This is a genomic window from Streptomyces tsukubensis (assembly GCF_003932715.1).
GTDB lineage: Bacteria > Actinomycetota > Actinomycetes > Streptomycetales > Streptomycetaceae > Streptomyces > Streptomyces tsukubensis.
This window is the reverse complement of sequence record NZ_CP020700.1, coordinates 2,583,765-2,602,617: the sequence shown is the minus strand read 5'-3', so window position 1 is coordinate 2,602,617 and position 18,853 is coordinate 2,583,765. Positions and strand designations below refer to the sequence as shown.

12 protein-coding genes and 1 pseudogene are annotated in these 18,853 nt (G+C 72.2%); 8 read left to right on the top strand and 5 right to left on the bottom strand.

The genetic code is table 11. From position 1 onward, the window contains the following. Nucleotides 1-183: 183 nt before the first annotated feature. From B7R87_RS09825 to B7R87_RS09810, 4 genes are all read left to right on the top strand, one after another. The gene (locus tag B7R87_RS09825; RefSeq protein WP_078902352.1) at nt 184-1,122 is read left to right on the top strand and encodes a serine hydrolase; all 939 of its coding nucleotides are present in this window, start codon (nt 184-186) and stop codon (nt 1,120-1,122) included. Between the two features lie 261 nt (nt 1,123-1,383). Continuing rightward, entirely contained in the window at nt 1,384-5,295 is a 3,912-nt protein-coding gene (locus tag B7R87_RS09820; RefSeq protein WP_078902354.1) for an ABC transporter ATP-binding protein, read from the top strand. A gap of 225 nt (nt 5,296-5,520) precedes the next feature. Next, nucleotides 5,521-6,087, top strand: coding sequence for a hypothetical protein (locus tag B7R87_RS34265; protein ID WP_006349195.1), 567 nt, complete (start codon nt 5,521-5,523; stop codon nt 6,085-6,087). Nucleotides 6,088-6,257: 170 nt separating this feature from the next. After that, nucleotides 6,258-7,709 (top strand): S28 family serine protease, encoded by a 1,452-nt coding sequence (locus B7R87_RS09810; RefSeq protein WP_040916257.1) that lies wholly within the window; start codon nt 6,258-6,260, stop codon nt 7,707-7,709. Between the two features lie 251 nt (nt 7,710-7,960). On the opposite strand, the gene B7R87_RS09805 is transcribed toward B7R87_RS09810, so the two are convergent. Together B7R87_RS09805 and B7R87_RS09800 are read right to left on the bottom strand one after the other, a co-directional pair. Continuing rightward, complete coding sequence (locus tag B7R87_RS09805; protein WP_006349197.1) at nt 7,961-9,829, bottom strand: glycoside hydrolase family 3 protein; 1,869 nt, start codon at nt 9,827-9,829, stop codon at nt 7,961-7,963. Nucleotides 9,830-10,184: 355 nt separating this feature from the next. Further along, complete coding sequence (locus B7R87_RS09800; protein WP_006349198.1) at nt 10,185-11,207, bottom strand: LysR family transcriptional regulator; 1,023 nt, start codon at nt 11,205-11,207, stop codon at nt 10,185-10,187. Between the two features lie 161 nt (nt 11,208-11,368). Here B7R87_RS09800 and B7R87_RS09795 point away from each other — a divergent pair, with 161 nt between their 5' ends. Next, nucleotides 11,369-12,325 (top strand): EamA family transporter, encoded by a 957-nt coding sequence (locus B7R87_RS09795; RefSeq protein ID WP_040916265.1) that lies wholly within the window; start codon nt 11,369-11,371, stop codon nt 12,323-12,325. On the opposite strand, the pseudogene B7R87_RS09790 reads toward B7R87_RS09795, so the two are convergent. From B7R87_RS09790 to B7R87_RS09780, 3 genes and pseudogenes are all read right to left on the bottom strand, one after another. Further along, nucleotides 12,216-12,980, bottom strand: a pseudogene (locus B7R87_RS09790) (sugar phosphate isomerase/epimerase family protein); the annotation flags it as partial. The gene B7R87_RS09795 and the pseudogene B7R87_RS09790 sit on opposite strands and share 110 nt — an antisense overlap. A gap of 101 nt (nt 12,981-13,081) precedes the next feature. Beyond that, nucleotides 13,082-14,023 (bottom strand): bifunctional helix-turn-helix transcriptional regulator/GNAT family N-acetyltransferase, encoded by a 942-nt coding sequence (locus tag B7R87_RS09785; RefSeq protein WP_006349201.1) that lies wholly within the window; start codon nt 14,021-14,023, stop codon nt 13,082-13,084. Nucleotides 14,024-14,160: 137 nt separating this feature from the next. Beyond that, on the bottom strand, nt 14,161-15,222 hold the full coding sequence (locus B7R87_RS09780; RefSeq protein WP_130584616.1) for a LacI family DNA-binding transcriptional regulator: 1,062 nt from the start codon (nt 15,220-15,222) through the stop codon (nt 14,161-14,163). A gap of 253 nt (nt 15,223-15,475) precedes the next feature. Between B7R87_RS09780 and B7R87_RS09775 the strand changes: the two genes are divergently transcribed. Genes B7R87_RS09775 through B7R87_RS09765 form a run of 3 tightly spaced genes read left to right on the top strand, consistent with a single transcriptional unit; the run spans nt 15,476 to nt 18,687 of the window. Further along, nucleotides 15,476-16,627, top strand: coding sequence for a Gfo/Idh/MocA family protein (locus B7R87_RS09775; RefSeq protein ID WP_006349203.1), 1,152 nt, complete (start codon nt 15,476-15,478; stop codon nt 16,625-16,627). Next, a complete protein-coding gene (locus B7R87_RS09770) occupies nt 16,624-17,826 on the top strand; it encodes a DUF993 family protein (protein WP_006349204.1) in 1,203 nt (400 codons plus the stop codon). The genes B7R87_RS09775 and B7R87_RS09770 overlap by 4 nt, the downstream gene beginning before the upstream one ends. Before the next feature lie 57 nt (nt 17,827-17,883). Beyond that, a complete protein-coding gene (locus B7R87_RS09765) occupies nt 17,884-18,687 on the top strand; it encodes a sugar phosphate isomerase/epimerase family protein (protein ID WP_045853076.1) in 804 nt (267 codons plus the stop codon). Nucleotides 18,688-18,853: the final 166 nt, after the last annotated feature.

Here is an 18,853-nt window from a genome sequence, read left to right as displayed (position 1 = left end):
GGGGCGCCGCCGAGCCCGGCACCGATGTTGCCGATTCGTACAGATGTGTCACCGGTAGGTAACTGTTCCCCTGGGGCGGCCCCGGCGGGGCAACCATTCGGCCCCCCGGCTGTCATCTCCAACGGTGGACGTACCGAACGGGTGTACGCCCATCGCATTGACTCCAGGGGATGGGAAGCCTTCATGATTCGTCAGCGCACCGCGATCACCGCGGCGCTCGCCGCCGCTGCGATGGTGCCGACACTGCTCACCGCCACTCCGGCCGCCGCGGCCACACCGCAGGTCACCTGCGTCTCCAAGAAGGCCGGGCTCGCCGCCAAGCTGACCAAGGACATCAACGCGGCGCTCAAGGGCCGCACGTCGACGACGGCGATCTACCTGAACGACCGGGTCGGCGGCACCACCTGCCAGCTGCGGGGGACCCAGAAGTTCGACTCCGCCAGCATTGTGAAGTCCACGGTCCTGGCGGCCCTGCTCCACGACGCGGACCGGGCCAAGCGCAGCCTCACCTCCCGTGAGAAGAGCCTTGCCACCGCGATGATCACCAAGTCGGACAACAACTCCACCACCGCCCTGTGGAAGCAGCTCGGCACCACCAAGGTCCAGCGCTTCCTGACGGCCGCCGGAATGACGCAGACCGTCCCCGGCAAGAGCGGCTACTGGGGGCTCACCCAGATAACCGCCCGTGACCAGCAGATACTGCTGGGCCGGCTGACCGAGAAGAACGGCCTGCTGACGGACGCCTCCCGGGCGTACGCCCTCAAGCTGATGCGCGCCGTCGTCAGCTCGCAGCGCTGGGGCACCCCGGCCGGTGCGCCGAGCACGGCCGCCGTGCAGGTGAAGAACGGCTGGCTGCCGCGGGCCACGCTCGGCTGGCGGGTCCACAGCATCGGAGCCTTCACGGGCCGCGGCCACAACTACTCGATGGTGGTGCTGACCCACAACAACAAGGCGATGCAGGACGGCGTCAACACCATCCAGGCCGTGGCGCGCGCGATCCACAAGGACATCAACCCGACCGTGGCGGCCCGGAGCACCTTCGTGCCCACCGCCGTGCCGTACGAGTCGGTGCCCGCCACGCCCGAGCGGGCGGCGACGGAGGCCGTTCCGGCCACCCGCTGACCGCCGGACCCCGGGGTGTCAGCCCCGGCGGCAGGCATGATCTGCGCCCGGTGTGCGCCCTTCGCGCACGCCGGGCGCATTTCTTTGGGCCGCCGTGCTTCGTCACGCGGAGTCGCTGATTGTTACGACGGGATGAAATTCGGACCGGGGCGTGTTGACGACATCCGCCGGTACCGAACGAGCGAACCGGTGGAACACCGGTCGAACGGAACGGGGAGGCATTACGTGGCGGCCCGAGGGGCGGAACAGAAGGCGGCGGACCTGCCGGAAGAACGGGGTCCGGGACAGAGCCGGGAACCGGAGACGGACGGCCCGGCGCCCGGGCCCGCTCCGGGCTGGGCGCGCCGCCTCTGGGGCTACGCCTGGCAGTACCGACTCAACGTCGTCCTCGCCCTCGGCTCCTCCCTCGCCGGTATGGCCGTCATGGCGCTGGTCCCGCTCATCACGAAGATCGTCATCGACGATGTGATCGGAGCGGACGGCTCGGGCTCCCTCGCCCTGTGGACCGGTCTGCTGATCGCCGCCGCGCTCGTCGTCTACGTCTTCACGTACATCCGCCGGTACTACGGCGGCAAACTCGCCCTCGACGTCCAGCACGATCTGCGCACCGGGATGTACGCGACGATCACCCGGCTCGACGGGCGCCGCCAGGACGAACTCTCCACCGGCCAGGTCGTCGGCCGTGCCACCAGCGACCTCCAGCTCATCCAGGGCCTGCTCTTCATGCTCCCGATGACCATCGGGAACGTCCTGCTCTTCCTGGTCTCCCTGGTGATCATGGCGTGGCTTTCGCTGCCGCTGACCCTGATAGCCCTCGCCGTCGGCCCCGCCCTGTGGTGGGTCGCCCGCCGCAGCCGGGCCCGGCTCCACCCCTCCACGTGGTACGCGCAGAGCCAGGCCGCCGCCGTCGCGGGCGTCGTCGACGGCGCCGTATCGGGCGTCCGCGTCGTCAAGGGCTTCGGCCAGGAGGACCAGGAGTCGGCGAAACTGCGCGACGCGGGCCGCCGGCTCTTCGCCGGACGGCTGCGCACCATCCGGCTGAACTCCCGCTACACCCCCGCCCTCCAGGCCATCCCCGCGCTCGGGCAGGTCGCGATGCTCGCGGTCGGCGGCTGGCTCGCCACCCGAGGCGAGATCACCCTGGGCACGTTCGTCGCCTTCTCCACCTATCTGGCACAGCTCATCGGACCGGTCCGGATGCTCGCCATGGTGCTCACCGTCGGCCAGCAGGCCCGGGCGGGCGCCGAGCGGGTGCTGGAGCTGATCGACACCGAGCCCGTGCTGAAGGACGGCAGCAGGGAGCTGCCCGCGGACGCCCCCGCCACCGTCGAATTCGACGACGTCACCTTCGGGTACGGGACGGAATCCGGCCGTCCGCCGGTGCTCGACGGCTTCTCGCTGGAGATCGGCGCGGGCGAGACCGTGGCCGTGGTCGGCGCCTCCGGCAGCGGCAAATCGACCGTCTCGCTGCTGCTTCCCCGTTTCTACGACGTCAGCCACGGCGCCGTGCTCGTCGGCGGCCACGACGTCCGCGAGCTGACCCTCGACTCCCTGCGCTCCGCCATCGCCCTGGTCCCCGAGGACAGCTTCCTCTTCTCCGACACCGTCCGCGCCAATATCGCCTACGGCAGGCCGGACGCCACGGACGAGGAGATCGCGGCCGCGGCCCGGGCCGCCCGCGCCGACGGGTTCATCGCCGAACTGCCCGACGGCTACGGCACCCGCGTCGGCGAGCAGGGACTGACCCTCTCCGGCGGCCAGCGGCAGCGGATCGCCCTGGCCCGGGCCATCCTCACCGACCCCCGGCTGCTGCTCCTCGACGACGCCACCTCCGCCGTCGACGCCCGGGTCGAGCACGAGATCCACGAGGCGCTGCGGGCCGTCATGGCCGGGCGCACCACCCTGCTCATCGCCCACCGCCGTTCCACGCTCAACCTCGCGGACCGCATCGCCGTACTCGACGGCGGCCGGCTCACCGACATCGGCACCCACGACGAACTCGTCGAACGCTCCGCGCTCTACCGCAGGCTGCTGACCGACCCGGAGGAGCTGGGCGGGATATCCCCGGGCCACGCCCCCGTACTCGACGCCGACCAGGAGGAGACCGGGCCCGGCCCGCTCGATCTCGACGCCGCCTCCGCGTACGACCCGGAGCGGGGCATCACACCCCGGCTGTGGGTCCGCGACGAGACGGTCACCCCCCGCCCGGCCCCGGACGCGACCCCCGAACTGCTGGCCAAGGTCGCGGCGCTGCCCGCGGCCGACGACACCCCCGATATCGACGAGGAGCGGGCCGTCCGGCCCGATCCGCGGCGCCGCGGGCTGCGGCTGGTGCTCAGCGGCTTCGGGCTGCCGCTGCTGCTCAGCCTGGCGTTCGTGGCCGTCGACGCCGGAATGGGCCTGCTGCTGCCGGTCCTGATCCGGCACGGGATCGACCAGGGCGTGGAGGAGGCGGCGCTCGGCGCCGTCTGGGCGGCGTCCGCGCTGGCCCTGGCCGCGGTGCTGGTCCAGTGGGCCGCGCAGACCGCCGAGACGCGCACCACCGGACGTACCGGCGAACGCGTGCTGTACTCGGTCCGGCTGCGGATCTTCGCCCAGCTCCAGCGCCTCGGCCTGGACTACTACGAGCGCGAGCTGACCGGCCGGATCATGACGCGGATGACGACCGACGTCGACGCGCTCTCCACCTTCCTCCAGACCGGTCTGGTCACGGCCTTCGTCTCGGTCGTCACCTTCTTCGGGGTCCTGGTGGTCCTCGTCGTCATCGACGCCTCACTGGCGCTGGTCGTCTTCGCCACGCTGCCCGTGCTCGTCGTCGGCACCTACTTCTTCCGCAGGGAGAGCGTGAAGGCGTACGAGCTGGCGCGGGAGCGGGTCAGCACGGTCAACGCCGACCTCCAGGAGACGGTGACGGGGCTGCGGATCGTGCAGGCCTTCCGCCGCGAGGAGCAGGGCCGGGCCCGCTATGCCGCCGGAAGCGCCGCCTACCGCAGCGCCCGGATCCGCGGCCAGTGGCTGATCTCGGTCTACTTCCCGTTCGTGCAACTGCTGGCCTCGGTGGCCGCGGCGGCCGTGCTGATCGTCGGCGCGGGCCGTATCGAGGCGGGCACCCTGACCACCGGCGCGCTGGTGGCGTACCTCCTCTACATCGACCTCTTCTTCGCCCCCGTCCAGCAGCTCTCCCAGGTCTTCGACGGCTATCAGCAGGCCGCGGTCTCCCTCGGCCGGATCCAGGAGCTGCTGGAGGAGGAGCCGTCGACCACGGGCGCGGCCCGGCCCGCGCCGGTGCGGGAACTGCGCGGCGACATCGCCTTCGAGGGCGTCGACTTCGGATACGGCGGCAAGGGCGCCGCCCCGTCCGCCGGTGACGGCGACAGGGGCGCGGGCTCCGGTCCCGACCTGCCCGGTGCGAACGAGCGGGCGCTGACCGGTATCGACCTGCGCATACCGGCCGGGCAGACCGTCGCCTTCGTCGGGGAGACCGGCGCGGGCAAGTCGACCCTGGTCAAACTGGTCGCCCGGTTCTACGACCCGACCCGGGGCCGGGTCACCGCCGACGGAGTGGACCTGCGCCACCTGGACATGACCGCCTACCGGCGGCGGCTGGGCGTCGTCCCTCAGGAGGCGTACCTCTTCGCCGGTACCATTCGCGACGCCATCGCGTACGGCCGTCCCGGCGCCGGGGACGCCGAGGTGGAGGCGGCGGCCCGGGCGGTCGGCGCCCACGACATGATCGCCACCCTGGAGGGCGGCTATCTGCACGAGGTCGCCGAGCGCGGACGCAATCTCTCCGCCGGGCAGCGCCAGCTGATAGCCCTGGCCCGGGCCGAGCTGGTCGATCCGGACATCCTGCTGCTGGACGAGGCGACGGCCGCCCTGGACCTCGCCACCGAGGCGCAGGTCAACCAGGCCACGGACCGGCTCACCGGGCGCCGTACCACCCTGGTCGTCGCCCACCGCCTGACCACGGCGGCCCGGGCGGACCGGGTCGTCGTGATGGCGGACGGCCGGGTGGCCGAGGACGGCACCCACGACGAACTCCTCGCCCGCGACGGCAGGTACGCCAGGCTGTGGCGGACCTTCACCGGCGAGGACGACCGGCCCGGCGGCGGCCCGGCCGCCAGGGGAGACGCCGACGAGGACGGGAACCCGGCCCCGGCCGTGGTGCGTTAGGCCCTGTTCCGGTGGATCGGGCCGAGCCCGGGGGATCCACCAAAGGTGGCACGGCCCTGTCCCCGGTGGGCCCGGCCGCCGGGCCCACCGGAAACGGATCGGCGTCCTCCGGCTCCTTTACGGTTTTCCCGCACTCCTGTGACAACCCTTTCGCCGCTTCCGAGCGTCGTACGCACATACGACCGATGTCCGGTGACGCCGCGGGGTGCGGAGGGGGATGCAGCAGTGACGAATCTCAGGGGGTCCGGCGGGCGGACACGGAGCGGACGGAGCACACGGAGCGGAGCGGGCGGGGGGCGCCGGGCCGCCGCCTACGGTCTCGCGCTGCTGCTGGCCGTCACCGCGCTCACCCTCGCCGGACCGGGTACGCCCCCGGCCGTCGCCGGACCGGACCGTCCGGCCGTCGCGACCGGGAGCGCGGCGGCCACCTCGCCCCACCTTCGCAACCCCGGAACCGCCGAGGGGATCTTCGCCGTCGTCCCCGGTGCCGAGGAGGTCCGGGCCGCCGGGCCCTGCTCCGGGAAGCTGGCCCGCCGAGTCGTGTTCCGCACCGGCGAACTCCGCGTCTACAAGAGCCGGCGGTACGCCTGCGCGATCACCCACGCCAAGTCCCCCGGCACCCCCCGGCAGATGGTGCTCTCCATCCAGGCCCACGGCGGCAGGCCCGTCGTCGACCGCGGCCGGTACACCCGGCAGGCGGGCCCCCGCTCGGTCCACGCGCTCAACCGCTGCGTCCGGGCGTCCGGTTCGGTCGGCGGCTACGGCGGCTCCACCGGCTGGATCCTGTGCTGAGCCGAAGCGGCCCCGCAGTTGCCGCCGGAACCCGCGAACAGGTGTGAAAAATCCCGGTTCACGGGCCTTCAGCGGAAAGTTTTCCCAGGTCATCGGCGTTGGGGTCTGGCGGGTTCCCCGTCCGCGCCGCTAGGTTCACGGCGACCCACGTAGAAGCCAGGGGAGGGTTCATGCGTAAGGCGCTCAGAGGAGTGCTGTCTCTCGCGCTGCTCATCGGCACCGTGAGTGCGACCGGTGCGACGGCAGGCGCGGCCACCGCCGCAGAGCCGGCCACCGGAGCCGGGGCACCGGCGACCGCGGACATCAAGGACCGGATCCTTGCGATACCCGGCATGAGTCTCATCGAGGAGAAGCCGGCCGCGGGCTACCGGTTCTTCGTCCTCAACTACACCCAGCCGGTGGACCACCGCAATCCGCGCAAGGGGACCTTCCAGCAGCGGCTCACCCTGCTGCACAAGGACACCAGCCGCCCCACCGTCTTCTTCACCTCCGGATACGGGCTGAACACCAGCCCCCGGCGCAGTGAGCCCACGGCGATCATCGACGGTAACCAGGTCTCCATGGAGTACCGTTTCTTCACTCCGTCGCGGCCCGCTCCCGCCGACTGGACCAAGCTGGACATCTGGCAGGCCGCCAGCGACCAGCACCGGATCCACCGGGCCCTGAAGAAGATCTACGACCGCAAGTGGATCTCCACCGGCGGCTCCAAGGGCGGTATGACCGCCACGTACTACGAGCGCTTCTACCCGCGGGACATGGACGGGGTCGTCGCCTATGTCGCGCCGAACGACGTCGACAACGACGAGGACTCGGCGTACGACCGGTTCCTGGAGAACGTGGGCACCCAGGAGTGCCGCGACAAGCTGAACGGCGTCCAGCGCGAGGCGCTGGTCCGGCGGGATGCGCTGTCGGCGAAGTACGCCGCGTACGCGACGGCGAACAACTACACGTTCAACACGATCGGTTCGCTGGACCGCGCGTTCGAAGCGGTCGTCCTCGACTACACGTGGGCGTTCTGGCAGTACAGCATGGTCGCCGACTGCGGCACGATCCCGGACGCGAAGACGGCGACGGACGACGAGCTGTGGAACTCGGTCAACGACATCTCCGGCTTCTCGTTCTACACCGACCAGGGGCTGTCGGGGTACACGCCGTACTACTACCAGGCCGGTACGGAGCTGGGCTCTCCGGACGTCACGCAGCCGCACCTCAAGGGGCTGAGCCGGTACGGCTACCAGCCGCCGCGGAACTTCGTGCCGCGTGAGATCCCGATGAAGTTCAAGAAGAACGCGATGAAGGACGTCGACCGCTGGGTGCGGAACAACGCCCGGCAGATGATGTTCGTCAACGGTGAGAACGACCCGTGGAGCGCCGAGCCGTTCCGGCTGGGCAAGGGCGCGCGCGACAGCTTCGTGCACACCGTGCCCGGGGCCAACCACGGTGCCCGGATCGACGGTCTGCCGGCCGAGCAGCGGGCCGCGGCGACGGCGTCGATCCTGAAGTGGGCGGGGGTCGCTCCGGCGCCGGTCCAGCAGGACGAGTCCAAGGCGAAGCGGCTGACGAAGGCCGATGTCCGGCTGGACAAGCAGGAGCTGGAGCGGGAGCCCACCCTGCGTCCGTGACGACGGGCTCTGCCGTGACGGCGGGCGGCCCGGCCGGGCCGCCCGCCGTCATCCGGCCGTGGACCTGAAGACGGCGGTCACGTCATGACGACGGCCCCACCGGAGGCGGCATGCTCCGGTGGGGCCGTCGTCGGTCCGTCGTCGGTCCGTCGTCGGTCCGTCGTCGGTCCGTTGTCGGTCCGGGGGCGGCGGCCCGGCCGGCCGTACGCCGGCCGGCCCGCCGTTCCCGGACCGGGTGCGGCCGGTGGCCGTCAGTCGTCGTACGACAGCCCGTGGCCGACCGGGTAGAGCGCCTGCGCCGGGTTGTCCGCGCGGAGCACGGGCACCGGGAGCTTGCCCTCCGGGTCCACCTTGCCCGCGATCGCCCGGGCCGCGGAACGGACCTCGACCTCGGTCCAGCCGTACGAGGCGACCGAGGCGGCCACTCCGGAGAGCTGGGCGATGTCGTAGGGGTTGCCGACCGCGAGGTGCACGACCGGGACACCGGTCGCGACCAGCCGGGAGACCAGGGTGCGCTGGGGGCTGGTGGCCCCCACGTTCTGGGTGAGGACCACGATCGCGTCCCGGCCGCTCGCCGCGGCCACGGCCGAGTCGATCGCGGCGGGCGTGAGCGGGACGTCCCTGGGGAAGCCGAGGGCCGTGGGGGTGAACCCGAGGCCGGACAGCGTGTCCGACACCACGGTGGTGGCGGGCCGGTCCGTGCCGGTCGGCGAGGTGGGGTTCATGCCGACGACCAGGACGTTCTTCTGGCGCCGCTTGCTGAGGGGCAGTGCGCCGCCCTGGTTGACCAGCAGGGTCGTGGTCTCGTCGGAGATCCGGTCGGCGACGGCCCGGTGCTTGCGGTTGCCGACGACGCGGTCCAGCCGGGAGAGGGAGACCAGCGGGTCCTTCAGCAGACCGTGCTTCTCCTTCAGCCGCAGGATGCGCAGTACCGACTCCTCGATACGGGCCTCGGTCAGCTCACCGTCCCTGACGGCCTTCACCACGGCGTTCCAGGCGACCGGGAGGTTGAACGGGAAGAGGAGCTGGTCCACACCCGCCTTGAGCGCGAGCACCGGGATACGGTCGTCGCCGTACTTGGTGCGGACGCCCGTCATGTTGAGCGCGTCCGTCACGATGACTCCGTCGAAGCCCAGCTCCTCGCGGAGGATGCCGGTGATGATGGGCTTCGAGAGCGTCGCGGGGTCGTTGCTCGGGTCCAGGGCGGCGACCTGGAGATGCGCCGTCATGATGGAGTCGATCCCGGCCTTGATGGCGGCCCGGAACGGCGGCGCGTCGAGCCGCTCCCACTCCTCGCGGGTGTGGGTGATCACCGGCAGGTCGGTGTGGCTGTCCGTCCCGGTGTCGCCGTGGCCCGGGAAGTGCTTGGCACAGGCGGCGACGCGCGCCGACTGGTAGCCGTCGACCTGGGCCGCGACCAGCCGGGCGGCGGCCTTGGGGTCCGAGCCGAAGGATCGGACGCCGATGACCGGGTTGGCCGGGTTCACATTGACGTCCGCCACCGGGGCGTAGTTCTCGTTGATACCGATCGCGGCCAGCTCGGTGCCCGCGATGTAGGCGGCGGTCCGGGCGTCGCTGCGGGAACCGGAGGCCCCGAGCGCCATCGCACCGGGGAGCTGGGTGGCCGGCAGGCCGACCCGGGTGACGATGCCGCCGTGCTCCTGGTCGATGGAGACCACCAGGGGGACGGAGTTCGGCTGGCTGAGCGCGGCCTTCTGCAGGTCGTTCGAGAGCCCGCCCAGCTGGCGCGGGTTGGTGACGTTGCTGGACCAGCCGAAGTAGATGACACCACCGAGGTGGTAGGCCTTCACGATTTCGGCGGGGGTGCGGTACCCGGTCCGCGCGAGGTTGTCGGCGGCGTGGTTCGGCGCCGGGTTGTGGGCGTCGTTGCCGGAGAACCAGTGGACGAAGAGCTGGCCCACCTTCTGCTCCAGGCTCATCCGGGCGATGAGCCGCTTGAGCCGTGCGTCACGGTCCGGTCTGGGCTGTGTACTTCCGGCCACTGCGGGTGCGGCTCCCGCGGTGACGACGGCGGACGCGACCGCGGTGGCGGCGAGGAGCGTACGCCGGGAGACCCGCGCCTTCGGCAGGGGTTCGGGCTGGTGGGACTGGTCGAGCATGTGGGGGTGCTCCTTCCGGCCTTGCTGGCAAAGGATTTGAAGGAAACGTCCAGAATCCCTCGGACGGAGCTGAAACTAACTGCCAATGTGTAGGTAGGGCAATAAGACCCGCGAGTATAAAAATGAATGGTCATAGCGGTATGAGAGCCCCCGCTGGTGAAAGATCGTGAAACTTGTGAAGGTTCTGTGGATGCGGTGGTGTGGACCTCTACGTTAATGGTTTGGACCTTTGAGCGGACGGTCCAAGGCCTCCGCCGAAGCCTCTTCAGGCACCCCTGAACCCCCCTGCGTGCTGCACGAATGCGCCATGTGCAACGGGTGGATCCGGCCACTTTCGGGCGATTCCGAGGCCCCGTCAGGTGCCGGGACGATCCGGGGCGGAGGCCGCAAAGGGTGCCGGACCGGTGACCGGCGAGGAGGCCCATGGGGAGACTGCGGGCGTCGCGGAGGGCGGCGAGGGGTCCGGGGCGAGGGTGCTGTCGAGCCGCATGAAATGTTCCTGAAGGGCCGTCACCGCGGCTCCGATCGCGGGCCGCCGGGCCGCACGTGCCCGCCAGAGCGCGTACAGCCGGCGCCGCGGCACGGGGTCGAGGCTCACCGCCACGACCCCCGCGGGGAGGGCGCCGCGCCCCAGCCGGGGCATCACTGCGATGCCGAGGCCCGCAGCCACCAGGGCGACCTGTGTGTGGTTCTCCTCCGCCTGATGGACCAGGTCCGGCTCGCAGCCTGCCGTACGCAGCGTACGGATCAGCCAGTCGTGGCAGACCGTCCCCGGTGGCTGGCAGATCCACCGCTCGCCCGCCAACTCCTCGCGCCGTACCGCAGACCGCCCGGCGAACCGGTGCCCCTCCGGGACCAGCAGATCGCACAGATCGTCACCGATCACCGCCTGCTCCACACCCTCCGGAGCGGGCAGCGGCGCGATGTCCCAGTCGTGGGCGATCGCCAGATCGGTGGTCCCGCGGGCGACCAGGTCGATCGACAGATGCGGATCGACCTCCGTCATCCGGACGTCGAGCCCCGGATGGGCCCGCTCCAGCCGTGCCAGCACCTCCGGCAGCAGCCCCCGCGCCGCCGAGGCGAAGGCGGCGACGGTGAGCCGGCCGGCCGGCTTCCCGCGGCGCTCCTCCATGACCGTCTCGGCCCGCTCCACGATCGCCAGCAACTCCCTTGCCGTCGAAGCGAGATGGAGCCCCTCCTCGGTCAGGGCGACACCCCGGCCGCGCCGCTCCAGCAGGGTGGTCCGGGTCTCCCGTTCCAACTTGGTGATCTGCTGCGACACCGCCGACGGGGTGTAGCCGAGGGCCACGGCCGCGGCGGCCACCGAACCGTGCACCCAGACGGCGTGCAGCGCCCGCAGTCTTCCCAGGTCGAGCATGGGTCTTCCCTTCCGTCCGCCCCCGCCCGGGGTGCCCCGGGCCGACGTACGGCGGTCGGCGGTCCGGTGCTCGCCCAGAGGAAATGATTAAGCAATGCTGAATTCCACCATAAAGAAATCCGCGCTGGTGCTACATGGTCGCCCCGGGTGATCCTCCTTTCATGCGCCCTGCACATACCGCCCTCGCCGTCCTCGTCGCCGCCGTGTGGGGCGTGAACTTCGTCGTCCTGGAAATCGGTCTCGGGCACTTCCCGCCGCTGCTGCTGTCCGCCCTCCGCTTCCTGGTCGCAGCCCTCCCCGCCGTCTTCTTCGTCGGCCGGCCCAAGGTCGCCTGGAAGTGGATCATCGGGGTGGGGCTGGCCCTCGGCGTGGCCAAGTTCGGTCTGCTGTTCATCGGCATGGACCGCGGCATGCCCGCGGGTCTGTCCTCCCTCGTCCTCCAGGTCCAGGCCGTCTTCACCGCCCTCATCGCCGCCGTCGTGCTGCGCGAGCGCCCGGGGAAGGTCCGGATCGCCGGAATGGCGGTCGCCCTCGGCGGGATCGCGCTCGCCGCGGTCGACCGGGGAGCGTCGGGGCCGATGTCCGCCTTCGTCCTGGTCATCGCGGCCGCGGCCTGCTGGGGCGTATCCAATGTGCTCACCCGCAGGGCCGCCCCGCCCGACGCCCTCAACTTCATGATCTGGGTCTGCACGGTCCCGGTTCTGCCGCTGCTCGCCCTCTCCCTGGTCTTCGAGGGCCCGCGAGCGGGCGCGGACGCGCTGCGCGGCCTGGACTGGAGCGGCGCCGGGACGGTCCTCTACCTCGCCTGGGGCGCCACCGTCTTCGGCTTCGGCGCCTGGGGCTATCTGCTGCGCCGCTACCCCGCCTCCTCCGTCGCCCCCTTCTCCCTCCTCGTCCCGTTCTTCGGTATCTCCTCCGCCGCGCTGCTGCTCGGCGAGCGGGTCAGCGCCCTGGGCTGGACGGCGGCCGCGCTGCTGGTCGCCGGAATCACCATCACCTCCTTCTCCCGAGCAGCCGCTCCAGCTGCTCCCGCCCCGGCACCAGCAACTCCGGCAGCGGTGCCGCCTCCGGAGCCCACCGCTTCTCGTACTCCCAGCTCAGCCACATCGGCCCGCTGAGCCCCGACAGCACATCGGCGAGCGGCAGCACCCCCGCACCGAGCGGCAGCGGCGCCGGATCCTCCCGCGAGGCCACGTCCTTGACCTGGACATAGCCCAGGAAGGGTGCCAGCGCCTCCAGGGTCGCCGCCGGAGCCTCCCCGCCCAGCCAGGTGTGGAGCACGTCCCAGACCGCCCCTGCCGCCGCCCCCGGCGCCTCCCCCGGGGCCGGGGCGGCTCGGCCGGTCCGGGACAGCACCCGGGCGACCGATCTGCCCGTGCGGTGGGAGTCATGGGTCTCCAGCAGGATCCGAACCCCCGCCGACTCCGCGGGCCCCACGGCCGCGGCGAGCCTCCGGGCGGCCACCGCATCGGACTCCCCGTCCGACGCGGCCCCGCCGGGAAACACCCGGACGTACGGCGCCCGCAGATCCCGGGCCAGCTCCACCAGCTCCGCGATCTCGTCCAGCACCGGGGCGTCCGGGCCCGCCGCCGCGACCCGGGCGTAGCCACAGACGGACAGGACACTCACACCTGCGCGCCGGAACTCCCCGAGCACCGAGGCCCGTTCACCGGGACCGATGCCCGGATGCGCCGGCTCCTCGGGATGGGCCCGCAGCTCGACCCCCTGATAGCCCGTGTCGGCGGCGAGCGCGGCCACCTCGCGGACCGGCATCCCGGGCACCCCCAGCGTCGAGAACGCGAACGACCACCCCCGCCCGTCACCCGGCCCCCCGGACCCCGTGCCCGTTGCGGCCCGTGGCCCTGCTCCGGGGCTCATCCGGGCACCGCCTCCGGATCCCGGAGCGGCAGGTGCCAGTTCTGGCCGACCAGATCCGCCCCGAAGCTGTGGTGCGGCTCCTCCGAAACCAGAGTGAACCCACTGCGTTCGTATATCCGGCGGGCCCCGGTGAGTACGTCATTGGTCCACAGCACCAGATCCCGGTAGCCGGCCTCGCGCGCGAAGTCGATCACCGCATGGACCAGCCGCTCCCCGATGCCCCGCCCGCGCGCCTCCGGTTCGACGAGCAGCACCCGCAGCCGGGCGGTGTCCGGCGCCTCGTCCCGGACGCACATCACCGACCCGGCGGGACGGCCGTCCAGCTCGGCGATCCACGCACGCTCCCTGCGGGGATCGTGACCGGCGGCGAAATCCGCGACGATCCGGGCGACTTGCCCCTCGAACTCGCTGTTCCAGCCGTACTCCGCGGCATACAGAGCGCCGTGTCGGGACACCGTCCAGCCCAGATCGCCCGGCGCGGGCTCCCGCAGCACGGGCTCCCCGGATCCGGCGGGCCGGGAGTGCTCCAGGGCCTCGCGCACCGTCCGCAGCGCCGCCACGAACCGCTCGCGCTCCCCGGCGGGCACCCGCGCGACCAGCGTCCCCACGGCCTCCCGCGACCGCTCGTCCAGCAGCGTCGCGGCCTGCCGGCCCCGCCCCGTCAGGGTGATCCGCTGCCGTCGGCCGTCCTCCCTGGACGGGGCCCGCTCCACCAGCCCGTCCCGCTCGAACTTCCCCAGCAGCCTGCTCAGATACCCGGCGTCCAGCGACAGCTCGACCCGCAGGTCCGCCGCATCCGTCCGCGGACTGTGGGCCAGCTCGTAGAGCACCCGGGATTCGGTGAGCGTGTACGGCGTGTAGAGATGCCTGCCGTAGTCCAGGGCGCCGATGAGGTTCGTATAGAACCGGTTGAACGCGCGAATCTCCTGAATCACCACACCGACCGCCCCTCATATCCTTGACTCAGTCAAAGATATGCCCGTGTGGATGCTGCCCAAACCACCGACAGCCACCGAAAATCACCAGCCGTCACCGACAGTCACCGATCCCGCGCCCGGCTCCGCGGGCGCCGGGCTCAGCCGCGGGGCGGCGCCGTCGACGCCCGTACCAGCAGTTCGGCCTCGACCGTCGCGATACCGCCCGGCGGGGCCTCCTCCCGGCCCATGGCCAGCCGCCCCGCCCGCGCGCCCGCCTCGGCCAGCGGCAGCCGTACCGTCGTCAGCGCCGGCACCACATCGACCGAGAACGGCAGATCGTCGAAGCCCGCGACGGACACGTCCTGCGGTATCCGCAGCCCCTGGTCCCGCAGCGCCGCACAGGCCCCCAGTGCGACCGTGTCGTTGGCCGCCACGACCGCCGTCAGACCGGGAGCCCGCCGCAGCAGCTCCAGCGTGGAGTCGTAGCCCGACCGGCGCGCGTAGGGGCCGTGCAGCGTCAGCCGCTCCTGGTCCTCGTCGATCCCGGCCGCACGCAGCGCCGCCCGGTGGCCCTCCAGCCGGTGCCGGGTCGTCGTACGCTCCGCAGGTCCGGCGACATAGCCGATCCGGCGGTGCCCGAGCGCCAGCAGATGCTCCGTCAGCTTGCGTCCGCCCCCGCGGTTGTCGAACGCGAGCGCAGCCAGCAGCGCGTCGTTGTCCGGCATCGGGGGCCGCCCGCAGAGCACGATCCTCGTCCCGGCGTCCGCCATCTTCGTCAGCTTCACCGACATCGCGGCGATATGGGCCGGATCCTCCAGTGCGCCCCCGGTCAGCACCACGGCCGCCGCCCGCTGCCGCTGGAGCAGGGTGAGGTACGTCAGCTCGCGATCGGGCGAGCCGCCCGTGTTGCAGACGACGGCCAGCTTCTCGCCGCCCGCGCGCCCGGTGCCCTCCTGGCCCCCGATCTCGCCCTGCGCGGCGCCCGCCATGATGGCGAAGAAGGGGTCCGCGATGTCGTTGACCAGAATGCCGACCAGGTCGGACGTGGCGGCGGCGAGCGAACTCGCCGGTCCGTTGAGGACGTAGTCCAGTTCGTCGACCGCCCGGAGCACCCGCTCCCGAGTCGGAGCGGCCACCGGATAGTTGCCGTTGAGCACCCGGGACACGGTGGCCGGGGACACCCGGGCGCGTGCGGCGACATCCGCCAGAGTGACCGTCATCGCTTCCTCCGGGGGAGTGTGGGGGGAGTTGAGCCGTGGCCCCTTGTCCGGGCCGCTTGCGGCAGGCTAGCGTCACCCCCTTGGGAAAGCGCTTGCTACTGCGACGACATGGAGCCACGACGGACCGGAGCACCTCCGTCCGCCCAGGCCGCCGGTTCATGGTGCGGCGCGCCGCCCGAGGGGCCCGCGGCGGCGACCGGCCGGTTCCGGGTCCGGCCCGAACCACCGCGACCAACCGGCACCCGGAGGCCGTATGACACGCAGCACCGTACGGATCGCAGTGAACGGCGTCACCGGACGCATGGGCTACCACCAGCACCTCGTCCGCTCCCTGCTGGAACTGCGGAAGGAGGGCGGCGTGGACCTCGGGGACGGCCGTAGGCTCTGGCCGGAACCCGTCCTCGTCGGCCGCCGCGAACCGGCGCTCAGGTCCATCGCCGAACGCCACGAACTGCCCTACTGGGCCACCGACCTCGATGCCGTACTCGCCGACGACACGGTCGACGTCTACTTCGATGCCCAGGCCACCGCCGTCCGCGCCGAGGCCCTGGGCCGGGCCATCGCCGCGGGCAAGCACGTCTACACGGAGAAGCCGACGGCGACCGGGCTCGACAGCGCCCTGGAACTGGTACGGCTCGCCCGGAGCGGCGGCATCCGCCACGGCGTCGTCCAGGACAAGCTCTTCCTCCCGGGGCTGCGGAAGCTCAAAAGGCTGATCGACGCCGGTTTCTTCGGCCAGATCCTCTCCGTGCGCGGCGAGTTCGGCTACTGGGTCTTCGAGGGCGACTGGCAGCCGGCGCAGCGCCCGTCGTGGAACTACCGCGGCGAGGACGGCGGCGGGATCACCGTCGACATGTTCCCCCACTGGTCCTATCTGCTGGAGAGCCTCTTCGGCCGGGTCACCAGCGTCATGGCCCATGCCGCCACCCACGTCCCCCGGCGCTGGGACGAGCGCGGCACACCCTATGCGGCCACCGCCGACGACGCGGTCTACGCCGTCTTCGAATTCGACGGCGGCGCCGTGGCACAGATCAACTCCTCCTGGGCCGTCCGGGTGAACCGGGACGAGCTGGTGGAGTTCCAGGTCGACGGCGTCCACGGCTCCGCCGTCGCCGGGCTGCGCCACTGCCGGATCCAGCACCGCACCGCCACCCCGAGACCGGTCTGGAATCCGGACCTTCCCGGCATCGGGAACTTCCGCGACCAGTGGCAGGAGGTCCCCGACAACCAGCCGTTCGAGCACGCCTTCAAGGCCCAGTGGGAGCTCTTCCTGCGCCATGTCGCCCTGGGGGAGCCCTACCAAGGGGACCTCGCGGCCGGTGCCCGCGGTGTGCAGCTCGCGGAGCTGGGGCTGCGCTCGTCGGCCGAAGGCCGCCGTATCGCGGTACCGGAGCTGACACTGTGACCGACACCCGCCCCGCTTCGGCCGACCGTCCCCCGGACCCGGCCTCCGACCGCCCTTCCGACCGCGGCCCCGACCCCGCCCCCGGCTCCGCACATCGGCCCCCGGCCCCCGGCGCCGTATCTCCGCAGCCCCGGCCGCGCTCCCGACGGTTCTTCGCCGCCGCGCACATCGTCGCCGCCCCGGCCCCCGCGTCCGGCCCCACCGGGAACACCACGGCTGTCGACTGGGACGCCACGCTCGCCTTCCGCCGCCATCTCTGGGCCCATGGCCTCGGCGTCGCGGAGGCCATGGACACCGCCCAGCGCGGCGCGGGACTCGACTGGCCCGCCGCGGCCGAACTGATCAGCCGTACCGCCGCCGAGGCCATCGCGGGCGGCGGCGACCTGGTCTGCGGCGCCGGAACCGATCAGCTCACCGGCCCGGCGACGCTCCCCGACGTCCTCGCGGCCTACGAGGAGCAGCTCGCCCGTGTCGAGCGGCACGGCGCCCGGGCCGTGCTGCTGGCGTCCCGCGCCCTCGCGGCCACGGCCCGCTCCCCGGAGGACTACCAGCACGTCTACGGGGAGCTGCTGCGGCAGGCCCGGAGCCCCGTGATCCTCCACTGGCTGGGGCCCGCCTTCGACCCCGCACTCGGCGGCTACTGGGGGAGCGACGACCGCGCCACCGCGACCGATACGCTTCTCGCCGTCGTCGCGGCCCGGCCGCACAAGGTCGACGGGGTGAAGATCTCCCTGCTCGATGCCGCGCACGAGACCGCCCTGCGCCGGAGACTCCCGCCGGGCGTACGGTGCTACACGGGCGACGACTTCCACTATCCGGAACTGATCGCGGGCGACGAACACGGCCACAGCGACGCTCTGCTCGGGGTCTTCGACCCGCTGGCCCCGCTGGCCGCCGAGGCCCTGCGCGCCCTCGACGACCGCGGTCCGGAGGCCTTCCGGGCGGTTCTCGACCCGACCGTGGAACTCGCCCGGCACCTCTTCGCGCCGCCCACCCGCCACTACAAGACCGGTGTGGTCTTCCTCGCCTGGCTGGCCGGGCACCAGCGCCGCTTCACCATGGCGGGCGGACTCCACACCGCCCGTCCGCTCGCCCACCTCGCCCGCGCCCATGAACTCGCCACCCGCCTCGGGCTCTTCCCCGACCCCGAGGCGGCCCGGGCCCGGATGGCATCCCTGCTCACCCCCGCCGGAGCCTGAACCTTGCCCGTGAACCCCGGCGCCGGCACGGTCCGGCACCGCCTCAGCATCAACCAGATGACCGTACGGCAGCTCTCCCTGCCCGAACTGGCCCACACCTGCGCCCGGCTGGGCATTCCGGGCGCCGGACTCTGGCGCGAACCGGTCCGCGCCTACGGGGTGCGGGCGGCAGCCGGGCTGATGCGGGACCTGGGGCTGACCGTCACCAGCCTGTGCCGGGGCGGCTTCCTCACCGCGGCCGACCCCGCCGGGCGGAACCGCGCACTGGACGACAACCGGGCCGCACTCGACGAGGCGGCGGCCCTGGGCACGGACACCCTGGTCCTGGTCTCCGGTGGACTGCCGCCGGGCAGCCGCGATCTGGCCGGGGCCCGGGAACGGGTCGTGGATGCGCTGGCGGAACTGGTGCCGTACGCCCGGGCCGCGGGCGTACGGCTCGCGGTCGAACCGCTGCACCCCATGTTCGCGGCGGACCGGTGCGTCGTCTCCACCCTGGCGCAGGCGCTCGACATCGCCGAACGCTTTCCGCCCGAACGGGTGGGGATCGTCGTGGACACCTATCACGTCTGGTGGGACGAGCAGGCCTCCGCGCAGGTGGCGCGGGCGGGTGCCGCGGGGCGGATCCACGCCTTCCAACTCGCGGACTGGACCACCCCCTTGCCCCGCGGAGTGCTGAACGGCCGCGGGCAGCTCGGTGACGGCTGCGTCGATCTGCGGCACTGGCGGCGGACGCTGGACACGGCGGGCTACCGCGGCCCCATCGAGGTCGAGCTGTTCAACGAGGAGCTGTGGAGCCGGGACGGTGCCGAGGTACTCGCGGAGACCGCGGCACGCTTCTCCGAGCACGTCGCGGGCCCATGACGGCCGCGGTCCACGGCCGTACCACCTCCGGAGGGGAACTCGTTTCGTACGGGGCATCGGCACTCCCTCGGGAAACGGGAAACGGGAAACGGTTAATCGGGGGCTCGGGGGACCGGGGGGAAGCTACGGGGGAGGACGGCGCAGTGCCGGGCAGGGTCCGCGCTCT